Here is a 14,780-nt window from a genome sequence, read left to right as displayed (position 1 = left end):
TTTTCTAATAAATCTTTATTATTTTTTATTTACATAAGATTATAATTGTAGAAATAACTATAAAATTAATATAAAATAGGTAGGTAAGTTACTTTGGGAGGAATTCATATGAAAAATATTTCGAAAAAGCTAATATATAATAATTGGCTTTTTATATTAATGGTTTTAATAATACAAGGTAAATCAATGTTATTGCTATCCATGCTAAGAACTGATGATTCATCAAGTATTAATTTGGCTACAATGTATTTTGGCGTTCCAGCCATTTGGGCACATTTAGCAATTATTATTTTAATTTTAAGTATTATTTATCTATTTAAATATAAAGGGAAAATAAAAGCAGCCTTAACTATAGATATTGTTATATCTATTTTATTTTTGTTAGATATATGGTATTACAGAGCAAATGGTACTTTCTTATCAATAAGGCATTTAATTCATCCAGAAATATTTAATCCAATAGGAAAAAGTTTATTAAATTTTAGAAGTGTAGATTTATTATTCTTTGTAGATTTTGTGTTTTTATTTATTTTATTTAGATTTAATAAAATAAAAATTTATAGAGATAATTCAAGCTTAGTATTTAGAATAATAAAAGCTTTAACAATATTTATAGTAAGTGGAATTATAATTTACTTTTCTCATTATTTTATAGATATTAAAGGCGCTATACAAGGACAATCATTTTTAAGATTATCTTGGGCACCCTACCAAACTTTTAGTGATATGAGTCCACTAGGATATCATGGATATGATTTATTTTATTATACAAGCCTAAATAAAGAATTAACCTCTTCTGCAGTAGAAGAAATAGATAATTGGTTTAAAAATAATAATGAAAATGTAATAGATAATGAATATGCTGGCTATTTAGAAGGAAAAAATTTAATAGCTATACAAGTGGAATCCTTAGAAAACTTTGTTATAAATCAAAAAGTTAATGGACAAGAAATAACACCAACATTAAATAAGCTATTATCAAATAGTTTATATTTTAATAATATATATGAACAAAATAATTCTGGTACAAGTTCTGATGCAGACTTAATGGTTAATACTTCTATGTTCCCTGTTAGAACTAATAGTACCTTTCCAACATACCCATGGAATACATATAATACTCTTCAAATGCTTTTAAATGGTGAAGGTTACACTACAATTTCAACACATGCAGAACTATCTGGAAACTGGAATTGGGCTGAACCACATAAAGCCTTTGAAGCAGACAAGCTTTGGGATATAAAAGATTTTAATATAGATGAAGTTATAGGACCAGGATTATCAGATGAATCCTATTTAAAACAAATTGCTACTAAGTTAAAGGATGAAAAAGAACCTTACTATACTTTTATAGCTACGTTAACTAGTCATGGACCTTTTGAAATTCCAGATGATAAAAAGCTATTAGACTTACCTAAAGAATTAGATGAAAATATGTTAGTGAGTTATTTTCAAAGTATAAGATATGCAGATGAGGCTATTAAAGTATTCTTAGAAGAACTTGATAAAAATGGTCAGCTAGATAATACAGTTATAATGATTTATGGAGATCATGGTGGAGTTCATAAGTTCTATGAAGATATGATAACAGATGCTCCTTTAGAGGGAGATTGGTGGAAGGATAATAAAAATCAAATTCCCTTTATTATATATAATAAAGATATAGAACCTGCTATAATTTCTAAGGCAGGTGGTCAAGTTGACTTTTTACCTACTATAGCCTATTTATTAGGTATAGATAAAGAAAAATTTGTAGAGACTTCTATGGGGCGTATTTTAGTTAATACTAATAGAAACTCAACTATATTAAATAGTGGTGAAATTATAGGGAATCCCGTAGATGAAAAAGAAAAAACTCTTCTTCAAGATATATTTAAAATAGCAGATAATATTATTGAAGGTGACTATTTTAAGCTTAAGAATAGTTCTTATTAAAAAAAGCCCCAAGCTAAATGCATGGGGCTAATTTTTATTTTAAATACCAATAATCTTTGTTTACTTCCATTAAATCATCTAATACTAATTTAGCCTTTTCTGGATTTACTATAGTTCTATTTAAAGTTAATGCTTGTAATGCCTTTGTATAATCTTTCTCTAGACATGCTTCTACAGTAAGAAGCTCATAAGCATATTGAGATTCCATAAGCCCTTTGTAGAAAGGTTTAATTTCTCCATATGGATATGGATTAGCACCGTCTTTTCCAACGGTTCCTGATACTTCAACTATAGCATCCTTATTAAAGTTAGTAATTATATTATTGTTCCTCTTCATTAATATAAATTCATTATTAAGATCATAAGCTATAGATTCTGCAAGTTCAACCATTAAATTACCAAATACACTATCAGTAATAATTTCAATTTCATCAATTGAATTTGCATTTGTAGCCTTTGAACAAATTTCCCAAATTTCTTTTTCTCTTGAATCTCTAGCTTCATCAGCTCTAGTATAATTAGGATCGCTTTCTTCTACTATTTCATCAGGGAAAAAGTAATATTGTAGATAAGTATTTGGTATATATTCATCAAAGAATTTCATATATTTATTTACTCTTAAGTAAGTATCTAACCAAGATTTTGAACGTTGCTCTGCATTGTAAGGCTTAAAATCTGAATCTCTTAAATAAGTTCTTAACTTATCAAAGTGATTTTCACCATTAATATCCTTAATATCAGTAAACCATCCAAAATGATTTAATCCAAAATAAGTAGCTCTTAAGTTTTCTTGAGGAACTCCTAATATTTTTGCATATGATCTCATTAAAGAATATGGTTGGTCACATAAATTAAGAATTCTATCATCATCTGGGAAAACTTTATCTAAAGCCAATGCTACTATTGCAGCTGGATTTGTATAATTTAATATCCATGTATCCTTTGAATGCTTTCTAACATCCTTAACCATTTGAATCATAGCATCAATAGATCTCATTCCATATGCGAATCCTCCTGGACCACAAGTTTCTTGTCCTACTAATCCATACTTCAAAGGAATTTTCTCATCGAAGCTTCTCATGTCATTTTTTCCTGCACGCATTTGACAGAAAACAAAATCAGTTTTTTCGTATGCCACATCTGAATTTGTGGTAAAAACTACTTCTGTTTCAGGAGAATAAGATTTTAATACTAATCTAATATAATCCTCCATTTTTGATGTTCTTTCGTTATCTATATCATAAAAAATTATCTTTTTTAAAGGAAATCTATCTTTTAGCTTTACCAAACTTCCTATTAATGCGGGAGTTCTTGCACTACCTGCTCCAGTTATTGTAATTATGTTACTACTTCTCATATTATATCCCTCCACTTATGAAAATAATTAACTACATTTTTTCTAATTCTTCGTCTACTGCATTTCTAACAAATTCAACTAAAGGACCATAAACTATATGAATATGTTTTTGTGCTGGGAAGAATACACCCGTTGTTCCAGATGTTTCTAAAAGTTTGTGATCTACTAATTTAACTTCATCTAGGTCTATTCTTAAACGAGTTATACAATTATCAACATTTTTTATATTTGATTTACCACCTAAAGCTTGAATTACTATTCTAGCAATTTCATCATATCTCTTTTCTTTAATTAAAGTATTGTCAGCTGAAGGTGAATCTTCTCTACCTGGTGTTTTTAAATCAAATTTTAGTATTGCCCATTTGAATACAAAGTAAGTTACAACTGCTAATATAAGTCCTATCAATATAAACCATATCCAATTTGTTTTTTCATAAAGTAGTCCAAAAATTGCAAAGTCAAAAATTGTTCCTCTAATATATCCTATTCCTACATTAGCAAAAGATAGAGCAACTGATCCTAGACCAATTATACATGCATAAATTACATATAGTAGTGGAGCTATAAATACGAAAGAAAACTCTAATGGTTCAGTTACATTTCCTAATAATGCTGTTAAAATACATGTAATCATTAATGATTTAACTAGCTTTTTATTTTCTTTATAAGCCGTCTTATACATAGCTAGTCCTATTGCAGGGAAAGCAAATAGTGTACATAACATTTGTTGTTGACCCATAAATCTTGTTAAGGATGGCATCATACTCCAATATTCACTACTTGGTCCTTGATTAAATAAAACTTCATTTAAAGTTGGTACTACACCTACAAAGGTTTCTCCATTTATTACATAAGATCCACCAGCCTCAGTAAATCTAAATAGTGCATTCCAAAGATGATGTAATCCAAATGGTATAAATAATCTTTCACCTGCTGATGTAAAGAATGGTCCTACTGGACTTAAGAATACAACTGATAATTTGGTTAAAGCATTTACGAAAAACTCCCATAAGAATGGAACTGTTAAACCAATTACCATCATTAATCCCATTGTAATAATAGGAACAGACTTTTTACCAGAGAAGAATGCAAATGCAATTGGTAATTCAAGTTTATAGAACTTATCAGTAGCCCATGCAGCCACTAAACCAGTTATAATACCACCTAAAGCATTTATGTTCATAGTTTGAATTCCAAGAACCTTTATTTGTCCAAATTGACTCATTACTTCTGGTGCAGCTAACTTACCTGTTACTGTTAACCAAACATTCATTGAAATTATTAATATTATATATCCTATTACTGATGCAAAAACCGATATACCTTTATCTTTCTTTGACATTCCATAAGCTACTCCCATAGCAAACATTAATGGAATATTATCGAATACAGCTCCAGCAATTGTTCTTATATTTACTAAAATTGTATTTAAGATTTCATTACCTAAAAAAGGAAATCTTGCAATCATATACGATTGAACAAGAGCACCAGTTATTCCTAGTATCATACCAACAGGTGCCATTACAGCAATTGGAAGCAATAAAGTTCTACCAAATTGTTGAATTTTTAGACTAAACTCTTTCGACATGTTATTTCCCCCCATATTATTAAATTTATTTTATGAATACCTTTACTTTCAAGAGATCTCTTATCAATGATTATTTTAAATACTTAATTAAAATCTTTCAATAGAATTCAGTGATACTCTTTTTCTTTATAAATACAAAGGTCACCTAAAATGACATAGGTCATTTTAAAGGCTATAATAAATTTTTATAAATAAAAAGCCCGATTTACATCTAGGCTTTTCATTTATAAAATATCTTAATTGAATTTATTAACATTTCAATAACTATAAACATACTTATTCTCGATATGCTATCATTATCTTTAGTTTCAGTATCATTAGAAATACAATGTAAAGTATAATCACTTATTTTTGATAGCTCATTATTTCCAAATGAAGTTATTGCAATTACTTCAGACCCTCTTAATTTAGCAATGTTAGCAACCTCTAATATCTTAGTAGTATTTCCTGATAAAGATATTAAAATAACTACTTCACCCTCTTCTAAAGTTTTACTAACTAAAGTTAGAAGATTATAATCTTTTACAAAAATACATTTAATTCCTACAGTTAATAATAAATGATTTAAATAATACCCAGCTGCTTTGCTTGTACCACGAGCAAATACATATACTGTTTTTGCTTTTATTACTTTTTTAGAAATTCTTTTATATAAATCCCCTTCTGCTACAATAAAAGTTTTCTCAATATTTTGTTTAAGATCATATTGCAAATCTTCCATTATATTAACGCTATCTTCAGAGTTAATATTGGATTTTAAATAATATTTTAAATCCGAAAACCCTTCAAAGCCTAACTTTTGAGCTAAATTAATAATTACAGTTTTAGAAGTAAAGGTTTCTTTAGCTAAATCAGTTATTTTCATCTTCATTACTTTCTCTTGGTTAGAATAAATATATGTAAACACCTTTTGTTCACTATTAGTTAACTTATTAAATAATTTAGCTAAATTCTCCATATAATACTCCTTATTTTTTAAAACTATAAATAATGTTACAAACTAAATCAGCAATCTTTTTATCAAATACGCTTGGTATAATATTGTTTATATTTAAATCTTTTTCACTTATACAACTAGCTATACCTCTAGCTACTTCTAATTGCATTTCAGTTGTTATTTTATTTATGTGAGCACTTAAAGCTCCCTTTATAATCCCTGGGAAAACTAATAAGTTATTAATTTGATTTGGATAATCACTTCTTCCAGTTGCAATGATTTTTGCCTTTGCTTCTTTTGCAACTTCAGGCATTATTTCTGGTTGTGGATTAGCTAATGCAAAAATAATAGGATCTTCATTCATAGATTCCACCATTTCTTTAGTTACTATATTTCCTGCACTTACACCGATAAATACATCTGCATTAACTAAAGCATCTTGAAGTGAGCCTTCTTTATTATTATTGAATTTATATGCGCATTTTTCTTGATAAATATTTCCTGCATTATTAATAGTGATTATACCATATTTATCACAAATTACAATGTTTGTAAATCCAGCATCATAAATTAAATTGGAAATAGCTATTCCAGCAGCACCTGCTCCATTCACTACTATCTTTACACTATTATCCTTATTAGCTAATTTTACAGAATTTAACAATGCAGCTAGCACAGCTATAGCAGTACCATGTTGATCATCATGAAATACTGGGATATTACAAATCTCATTAAGCTTTTCTTCAATTTCAAAGCAACGAGGTGCACTAATATCTTCTAAATTAATAGCTCCAAAACTACCTTCTAATAATTTTACTGTTTCAATTATCTTATTAGTATCGTTAGTATTTATGCATAATGGAAATGCATCTACATCAGCAAATTCTTTAAATAATACACATTTCCCTTCCATAACAGGCATTGCTGCTAAAGGTCCAATATTCCCCAAGCCTAACACTGCACTTCCATCAGTAATTACACCTACTAAATTAGATCTTCTAGTATATTTATATGAGTTCTCACTATCTTTTTGTATTTCTAAACATGGATATGATACCCCTGGAGTATAAGAAATTGCAAGGTCTTCCCTAGTATTTACTGGGCATCTGCTTACAACTTCTATTTTTCCTTTCCATTCTTCATGTGATTTTAAGCTTATTTCTTTCATAATACATCCCTCCTATATGCAATAATAGGATTTATTGTCTATGGATTCAATACACTAAAGCTATTTATGACCTAGGTAATTTTCTATAGTATAAAAAAAGATTCCAATTTACCATTATTTCCCAGTAAATAAAAATCTAATTTATTAATTAAGTCTTAATACAATTTCTAATGCATACTTATCTAATAACTCTAAAGAAACTTCTTCTTGAAATTCCATTAGTTGACTTATAATTATATTTCCCTCAGTTTTATAACTTAATATTTTCCCCTTAGCTTCATCCTTAAAATCACTCCATGTCCAAAGATGAGCTGTTCCTTCAATAGCTTTAATTTCATATATATAACTATTAGACATCAAAATATATTGAGATAAGAGTAATCTCTGGTTACTTTTATTATAAATATATTCCTTAGAATATTCTTTTATATATTCTTTTTTTTCTTTATCTAAGTTTAAATAATTAATATACATTTCTTTAAATTTTCCCATTTAAATACTCCATAAATAAATTCTTTGTAAGTATTATAACATTTTTATCCTTAGTATTCTTATTAAATATAAAAAGATGCTGTAATTAGAAGCATTCTTCTTATTACAGCATCATAAATTTTATTCCACATCGTAAAGAGTGTAATACTTATTCTTTAAATAATCAATAAAGTATTTAGCATTAAGTTCTTCACCAGTAATATTTTTTATAAGCTCCTCTGGAGTATAAATAGCACCATGTACATGTACTTTTTCATTTAACCATTTAGTAATATCAGTTAGATTTCCATTCTTAACTTCTTCCATTGCATTTGGTTTTTCCTTTAAAAGTGTATTAAACATTTGTGCACCATATAAATTTCCTAAGGCATAGCTTGGGAAATAACCAAAGGATCCATCTGACCAATGCATGTCTTGAAGAATTCCTTCTGCATCATTTTTTGGCTCTACTCCTAAATATTCTTTATATTTTTTATTCCATGCATCTTTAAGTTCATTTACAGTTATTCTTCCATTAATTAATTCTTTTTCAATTTCATATCTAATTATAATATGAAGTCCATAAGTTAATTCATCTGCTTCTGTTCTTATTAATGATGTTTCAACATAATTCATAGCTTCATAGAATTCATCTAAAGTAACATCTTTAAAATCAGAAAAATATTCTTTAGCCACAGATAGAAGATATGAACAGAATTCCTTACTTCTTCCTAATATATTTTCATAAAATCTTGATTGTGATTCATGAATTGCCATAGAAGCTCCTTGTTGTAATCCTGTTGATTCTAAATCATCACTAATATTTTGCTCGTAAATTCCATGACCACCTTCATGTATTGTGCTAAATAAAGCTGATGTAAATTCATCTTCATGATAGTTAGTAGTTAATCTAACATCTTTATTACCAAAGTTAGTTGTAAATGGATGAGTACTTACATCTAACCTACCAGCTTCCATATCAAAGCCTATTTTATCTAATATAAATAGTGATAGTTCTTTTTGTTTAGCTTCATCAAAGTGTCCATATAAGAAATCACGATTTAACTTCTTTTTACTTCCTTTAATCTTATTTAATACTTCAATTATACCATCCTTTAACTCAGAAAAAATCTTATCTAGTTTTTCTGTAGTAAGACCTAATTCATATTTATCTAGTAAAGTATCATATTTATCATTTTTATAACCCCAGTAATTAATAAATTCCTTTTGAAATTCAACTACCTTTTCTAAATAAGGTTTAAATATTTCAAAGTCACTAGCAGCTTTAGCCCTTTCCCAAGCAAGCTCTGAATTACTGCAAAGACCTACATACTCAACATATCTATCTTGTGGGATTTTTTTAGTTTCATTATAGTTCTTTTCTAGTTCTTGAAGAATTCTTTCTTCTACTTTATTCATTTTATCCTTATAAGGAGTTAAGTCAGTAATAAACTCTCCTACTTTTGGACTTGTTATCATTTTAAAAGCTTCGCTAGAAAGATACTCTAAAACCTTTCCTCTTGATTCACCAGCTTTACTTGGAATGTTAGTCCTCATATCCCAATAAATTATGCCAATAGCGTGTTCTAATCTTTCATATTGGCTTAAATAATCTTTTAATTCAGCTATTTTTTCTTTTAATTCCATTTCTTTTCCTCCTATCATAAGTTTAACTTACTATAAATATACCATATTTTAGAGATATATAGAAATAATTGATACTATATTTGTATAAAAAATACTCTTTATATGTAAAAAGACACTATATAGATTAAAAATCTATATAGTGTCTTTTTCTTATTTATTATATTGAGGTTCTTGTGCTTTTACAAAATCCAATCTAGATTGTAGCGATTGCTCTACGCTATCCATAGTTGTTGCAAGTTGATTAAACATTTGTTTAGCTTCCTGATTGTCTGTATCTAAAGAAAATGTCTTCATATCTGCTGCTAATCCTTTTGCACTAGCTAGTGCTGTCTCTAATTTAGTTCCTGTTGGCATAATAATTCCTCCCTTATAATTTTATTTTTCAAATGTATTGTTAGTTATAACTAATGTAAATATTCTATATTAGCATAATAAAGAATTTTCCTATATTCACTAAATGAATAATTTTTGTAAATTAATGAATTAAAATATCATTTAAGGGTTAAAGTAACCTTATAATGATTTCAATCATAAAGGAGACTTTAATATGAGTGCTATTTCAAAAGTAAAACAAACCTTATCTACTTTAAAAGGAGCTGAAGCTACCTTGAGAATGTATTATGTTCAAGAACAAAATAAAGAAGCTAAATTTATATACAGCAAGTCATTGGAGGAAATAAATAAAATAAATATGGAATTAGATAAAAGAATAAAGACAATGGAATTTGAAGAACCACAATATAAAGGTAACTAAGTGAGGTGAAATAATGAATACTTGGTTAATAATATTATTTAAATCAGTGTTTTTATTCTTTGTAGCAATAATAATATCTAAATATAGAAAGAGAAAAACTATAGCTAGGTCTACTACTTTTGATTTAATTTCAAATTCTGTTGTTGCTGTGATAATTGCTTTAATGTCATTAAATATAATAAGTAATTTTTATTTTGGATTAGTTGCATTAGCTATTTGGGCTTTTATGCCTTTAGCATTAGATTATGCTGAAATGAAAAGTAAAACTATTTATAACATATTACATGGCAAAGAAAGAGTTTTAATTAAGAATGGCAAAATAATGGAGGATAATTTATCTAAAGAAAGAATTACAGGTCAAGAGTTCTTACAGCAAATGCGTTCAAAAAATGCCTTTAATTTGGCAGATGTAGAATTTGCTTTAATGGAATCCAATGGAGACATTAATATAAGTTTAAAAGCAGATAAGAAGCCTGTGACTTCCTCTGATTTAGGACAAAAATTAGGTGCAAAGTCAGAGCCACAAACAGTAATTATAGATGGGAATATATTAAATGAAGGCCTTACTAATGCAGGCTTAAATCATAGATGGTTAGCTACTCAATTAGAAATTCAAGGAGTATCCCTTGAAAATGTATTCTTTGGGCAAGTAGATTCATCTGGAGATTTATATGTAGATCTTTATGACGACATGATACAAGTACCTAAAGCTCAAATTAAAGAAGTACTTTATGCAAGTATTCAAAAATCTGTATCTGATCTTATGTCTTATTCATTAGATACAGATAATATAGAAGCAAAAAATATGTACTCTAAAAATGCAAAGAAACTGGAAGAAATCCTTAAAAAATTAGAACCATATTTATTACGTTAGAGGGTGAAGCTATGTCAAATATGAAAAAGAAAAAAATGACTACTACACAACAAGAGTTTGATGCATTAGTCAAAGGAATAGAGCCAAAAAGACCTATAGTAAAAAATTGCATAAGAGCTTTTTTAGCTGGAGGTGCTATTTGCACAATAGGTCAAATCCTACAATGGATATTTATGAATTATTTTGGATTTGATGAAAAAACTTCAGTATCTCCTACTATAGTAGTATTAATATTTTGTGCGGCTCTATTAACTGGCTTTGGTATTTTTGATCATATAAGTCAATGGGCTGGATGTGGAACTGCCGTACCTATTACAGGTTTTGCAAATTCTATTGCTTCTGCTTCAATGGAACATAAAAGTGAAGGCCTAGTTCTTGGAGTTGCGGGTAATATGTTTAGACTTGCAGGAGCTATTGTAGTATATGGAGTGGTTTCAGCATTTATAGTAGCAACAATTAAGATGATAATCATATGGCTAGGAGGGATGTAAATGCTTAAAGGACATCAATCTTGGATATTTGAATCAAAACCAACAATAATAGCTTCTTCTTCTGTTGGTGGTCCCTTTGAAGGAAATGGAGCTTTAGCAAAAGATTTTGATATTATTACTGAAGACTTATGGGTAGGTCAAGATAGTTATGAAAAGGCTGAAAAAGCAATGCTAGAACACGCTTGTCATAGAGCAATTCAAAAAGCAAAATTAAAAAAAGAAGATATAAATTTCTATTTTAGCGGAGATTTAATGAATCAAATAATATCTAGTAGCTTTGCAGCTAGAACACTAGGAATCCCTTACTTAGGTGTCTTTGGTGCTTGCTCAAGTGCTATGGAAGGCTTGGCATTATCAGCTCAATTAATAGATAGTAAATCTGCAAAATATGTTCTTACCTCTGCAAGTAGCCATAATGCAGCTGCAGAAAAACAATTTAGATATCCAACAGATTATGGAGTTCAAAGACCTCCTACAGCTCAATGGACAGTAACAGCGGCTGGTGCAGCAGTGCTTTCAGATAAAGGAAATGGCCCCAAAGTAACATCAGCTACTATTGGAAGAGTTATAGATATGGGAATTTCAGATCCTTATAATGTTGGTCCAGCAATGGCACCAGCTGCTGTAGATACTATTGAAGCTCATTTTAGAGATTTAAATATAGATGCTACATATTATGATTTAATTGCAACTGGAGATTTAGGAAAAGTAGGACATGAAACTGCAAATGCATTATTTAAAAAACATAATGTAAATATGCCAAAAGATATATTTACAGATTGTGGGCTTTTAATTTATAAAACAGATCAACCAAGCTTTGCTGGTGGAAGTGGCTGTGGATGTTCAGCTAGTGTAACCTATGGACATTTATTAAATCGTATGCGTAATGGAGAATTAAAAAGAATATTAGTTGTTGCAACTGGTGCCCTATTCTCTCCTATCTCTTTTCAACAAAAAGAAAGCATACCATGTGTTGCTCATGCAGTATCTATAGAAATGTAAAAAGGTGTGATATTTATGGAAAAGTTTATTTTTGCCTTTATTATAGGTGGTATAATTTGCGTAATTGGTCAAATATTAATGGATACTCTAAAAATTACACCTGCCCATACAACTTGTACATTAGTAGTTATCGGTGCAATTTTAGGAGGATTTGGTTTATATGATCCATTAGTAAAGTTTGCTGGAGCAGGTGCCTTTGTACCAATTAGTAGTTTTGGTAATACCCTTGTAACAGCTGCAATAAATGAAGCTAAAGAATTTGGCTTTATTGGAATTTTTAACGGACTATTAAAAACAGTAAGTGCAGGAGTTTCATCAGCAATAGTTTTTGGATTCTTTACTGCAATGGTATTTAAACCAAAAGGATAAATTGGATATAAACTAAATGTGATAATTCCTTATTTCAATCAGAATTATATAAAATTTAATTAGGGGCTGTTTGACAGCCCCTAAAATAACAGAATAAGATCTATTAAACTATTAGTATAGATTATAAGTTCATCTTGTTTTAATAAATTACAGTTTTCTAACATTTTATTTAGGTTAAATTGTATATCCTTTAAGTATTTTAGTAAATAAATCTTACTATTTGTATAACCTATAGCAAATTTATCATTTTCCAATCCATCAACTATACTATCTACAGTATTTTTAGATTTTAATGCCTTACATTTTATAGTATTAAGTACTTCCTCACTAAAGCTTTCTTTAAATACTATCTTTTCTCTCATCATTGATGTTATATCTCTTAAAATATATATTTCATCGTTTAAATCAACATAATATTTCTTGCCTATTATTTTTTCAATTAACTTTCTATCCAAAATTTCCTCCTAAAATAATTCATTAGTTTTATTCTAATACTGTTAATATCCATTTTCAACATATTAAAATAATATAAAGCTTAAGATAATTCCATTTAATATAAAAAAACTATGGAATAAATTTAAACTGACTAAATCTATTCCATAGGAAACAATAGAAATATTATTTAATTACATAACATTAAGCTTCTTCATTCATAATTCCAAGCTTATCAAATACTAAAAATGCTAGGTTTAAAGCTATTCCTACTACTGCAGCAAGTCCCATACCCTTTAATTCTACAACACCTATGCTTAACTTAATTCCACTTAAGCCAACCATAAATATAATAGATGTAAGAATTAAGTTTCTTGTTTTAGAATAATCAACTTTTTCTTCTATAAAAGTTCTAAGACCTGATGTTGCTATAGTACCGAATAGTAGTAAGCTAACACCTCCTACTACTGGAGTTGGTATTGTGCTTATTAATGCTGAAAGCTTACCTGAGAATCCAAGTACTATTGAAATTAAACCTGCACCACATATTACGTATACGCTATATACTTTGGTTAATGCCATAACACCTATATTTTCACCATAAGTTGTAGTTGGTACTGAACCAAAGAAACCTGAAACCATAGTTGATAATCCATCACCTAAAAGAGATCTATGAAGTCCTGGGTCTTTAGTTAAATCTTTTCCCACTATACTACTAGTAACTTTTAAATGTCCAATATGTTCAGCTAATACAACGAATGTAGCTGGAAGTATAGTTAATATTGGAGTCATTTCAAATTTAGCTAAGCGTATTTGTGGAGTTGCAAAGAATGATGCATTACTTACAGCAGTAAAGTCTACAAGACCTACAATATATGCTGTTATGTAACCAACAACAACTCCTATTAAGATAGGAATTACCTTTAAGAATCCTTTAAGTAATACATTACATAGTATAACTGTAGCAAGAGTAACCATTGATACAATTACCCATGTAGTATTTAATTCTGGTGAATTTGAGCCTCCAACTGGAAAACCAGCCATATCAGCTGCACTTGATGCAAGCTCTAAACCTATTATAGTTACTATTGCACCCATTGCTGCTGGTGGAAATAATTTATTAATCCAATTAGTACCTGTATAACTTACAATAATTGCCACTATTGAAAAAACTAAACCTGAAATTACAAAACCACCTTGTACACTTTGGTAACTATATCCTTCGCTAAATAATAGGAATGTTGGTGCTAGATAAGCAAAGCTTGATCCTAAATATGCTGGTATACCTTTCTTTGTGATAAAGGCATAAAGTAATGTTCCTATTCCATTAAAGAATAGTACTGTTGTTGGATCAATGTCAAATAAGATAGGAACTAGAATTGAAGCTCCAAACATTGCAAATAAATGTTGAATGCTTAATGGAATGGCCTTACTTAGTGGAACCTTCTGGTTGACGTCCACCATTGCCATTTCTTTTTCTGATGTTTTTTTCATAATATTATCCCCCTTCTTAGTTTCTCTGAACTAAATTAAAAGTATTTCTAATGAAATATACCATTTTTTAAAAGAAAATACAATATTTTTTATTAATTTGTTTAATATATGTCTAGATAATTATTCATCACTGCATACACAAAATTTATTTTGAAGGTTTATATAATCTTCATTGCTTAAACTATCTAAATACTTCATATAATGTTCTTCACTACAAAATAATCCTATCTTATTTTCAAAATATTTATCATTATCTTCATA

The 14,780-nt window shown here is 28.6% G+C and carries 15 protein-coding genes; 6 read left to right on the top strand and 9 right to left on the bottom strand.

All coding sequences use genetic code 11. The annotated features are described in order from the left end of the window. Positions 1-108: 108 nt before the first annotated feature. Positions 109-1,935, top strand: coding sequence for an LTA synthase family protein (locus tag HUJ77_RS09545; RefSeq protein ID WP_291708357.1), 1,827 nt, complete (start codon positions 109-111; stop codon positions 1,933-1,935). Between the two features lie 34 nt (positions 1,936-1,969). On the opposite strand, the gene HUJ77_RS09540 is transcribed toward HUJ77_RS09545, so the two are convergent. The 7 genes from HUJ77_RS09540 to HUJ77_RS09510 form a co-directional block, all read right to left on the bottom strand. Then, positions 1,970-3,292, bottom strand: a complete 1,323-nt coding sequence (locus HUJ77_RS09540; RefSeq protein ID WP_291708356.1) for a 6-phospho-alpha-glucosidase — start codon at positions 3,290-3,292, stop codon at positions 1,970-1,972. A 31-nt stretch (positions 3,293-3,323) separates the two neighbouring features. Next, on the bottom strand, positions 3,324-4,880 hold the full coding sequence (locus HUJ77_RS09535) for a PTS transporter subunit EIIC (RefSeq protein WP_291708355.1): 1,557 nt from the start codon (positions 4,878-4,880) through the stop codon (positions 3,324-3,326). A 220-nt stretch (positions 4,881-5,100) separates the two neighbouring features. Then, entirely contained in the window at positions 5,101-5,838 is a 738-nt protein-coding gene (locus tag HUJ77_RS09530; protein WP_291708354.1) for a MurR/RpiR family transcriptional regulator, read from the bottom strand. Between the two features lie 10 nt (positions 5,839-5,848). Beyond that, positions 5,849-6,985 (bottom strand): NADP-dependent malic enzyme, encoded by a 1,137-nt coding sequence (locus HUJ77_RS09525; RefSeq protein ID WP_291708353.1) that lies wholly within the window; start codon positions 6,983-6,985, stop codon positions 5,849-5,851. Between the two features lie 144 nt (positions 6,986-7,129). After that, entirely contained in the window at positions 7,130-7,477 is a 348-nt protein-coding gene (locus HUJ77_RS09520) for a hypothetical protein (RefSeq protein WP_291708352.1), read from the bottom strand. A 120-nt stretch (positions 7,478-7,597) separates the two neighbouring features. After that, entirely contained in the window at positions 7,598-9,103 is a 1,506-nt protein-coding gene (locus HUJ77_RS09515; protein ID WP_291708351.1) for a carboxypeptidase M32, read from the bottom strand. A gap of 150 nt (positions 9,104-9,253) precedes the next feature. Further along, complete coding sequence (locus HUJ77_RS09510) at positions 9,254-9,457, bottom strand: DUF1657 domain-containing protein (protein ID WP_291708350.1); 204 nt, start codon at positions 9,455-9,457, stop codon at positions 9,254-9,256. 193 nt (positions 9,458-9,650) lie between these two features. Here HUJ77_RS09510 and HUJ77_RS09505 point away from each other — a divergent pair, with 193 nt between their 5' ends. From HUJ77_RS09505 to spoVAE, 5 genes are read left to right on the top strand one after another with little or no spacing between them, the layout of a single operon-like run. Then, positions 9,651-9,857: a DUF1657 domain-containing protein gene (locus HUJ77_RS09505; protein WP_291708349.1), complete on the top strand. Its 207-nt coding sequence runs from the start codon at positions 9,651-9,653 to the stop codon at positions 9,855-9,857. 13 nt (positions 9,858-9,870) lie between these two features. Next, positions 9,871-10,731 (top strand): DUF421 domain-containing protein, encoded by an 861-nt coding sequence (locus HUJ77_RS09500; RefSeq protein ID WP_291708348.1) that lies wholly within the window; start codon positions 9,871-9,873, stop codon positions 10,729-10,731. Between the two features lie 11 nt (positions 10,732-10,742). Next, positions 10,743-11,222, top strand: a complete 480-nt coding sequence (gene spoVAC, locus HUJ77_RS09495; RefSeq protein ID WP_291708347.1) for a stage V sporulation protein AC — start codon at positions 10,743-10,745, stop codon at positions 11,220-11,222. Further along, entirely contained in the window at positions 11,223-12,224 is a 1,002-nt protein-coding gene (gene spoVAD / locus HUJ77_RS09490) for a stage V sporulation protein AD (protein WP_291708346.1), read from the top strand. A 15-nt stretch (positions 12,225-12,239) separates the two neighbouring features. Next, positions 12,240-12,593, top strand: a complete 354-nt coding sequence (gene spoVAE, locus HUJ77_RS09485; protein ID WP_291708345.1) for a stage V sporulation protein AE — start codon at positions 12,240-12,242, stop codon at positions 12,591-12,593. An 80-nt stretch (positions 12,594-12,673) separates the two neighbouring features. On the opposite strand, the gene HUJ77_RS09480 is transcribed toward spoVAE, so the two are convergent. Then, positions 12,674-13,048, bottom strand: coding sequence for a hypothetical protein (locus HUJ77_RS09480; RefSeq protein ID WP_291708344.1), 375 nt, complete (start codon positions 13,046-13,048; stop codon positions 12,674-12,676). A gap of 181 nt (positions 13,049-13,229) precedes the next feature. Next, positions 13,230-14,519, bottom strand: coding sequence for a uracil permease (uraA, locus tag HUJ77_RS09475; RefSeq protein ID WP_291708343.1), 1,290 nt, complete (start codon positions 14,517-14,519; stop codon positions 13,230-13,232). Positions 14,520-14,780 lie beyond the last annotated feature (261 nt).

Origin of the sequence: Clostridium sp., from assembly GCF_021443865.1 — a bacterium.
Lineage (GTDB): Bacteria > Bacillota > Clostridia > Clostridiales > Clostridiaceae > Clostridium.
Note: the sequence above shows the minus strand (reverse complement) of the source record. Positions and strands in the feature narration are given on the sequence as shown.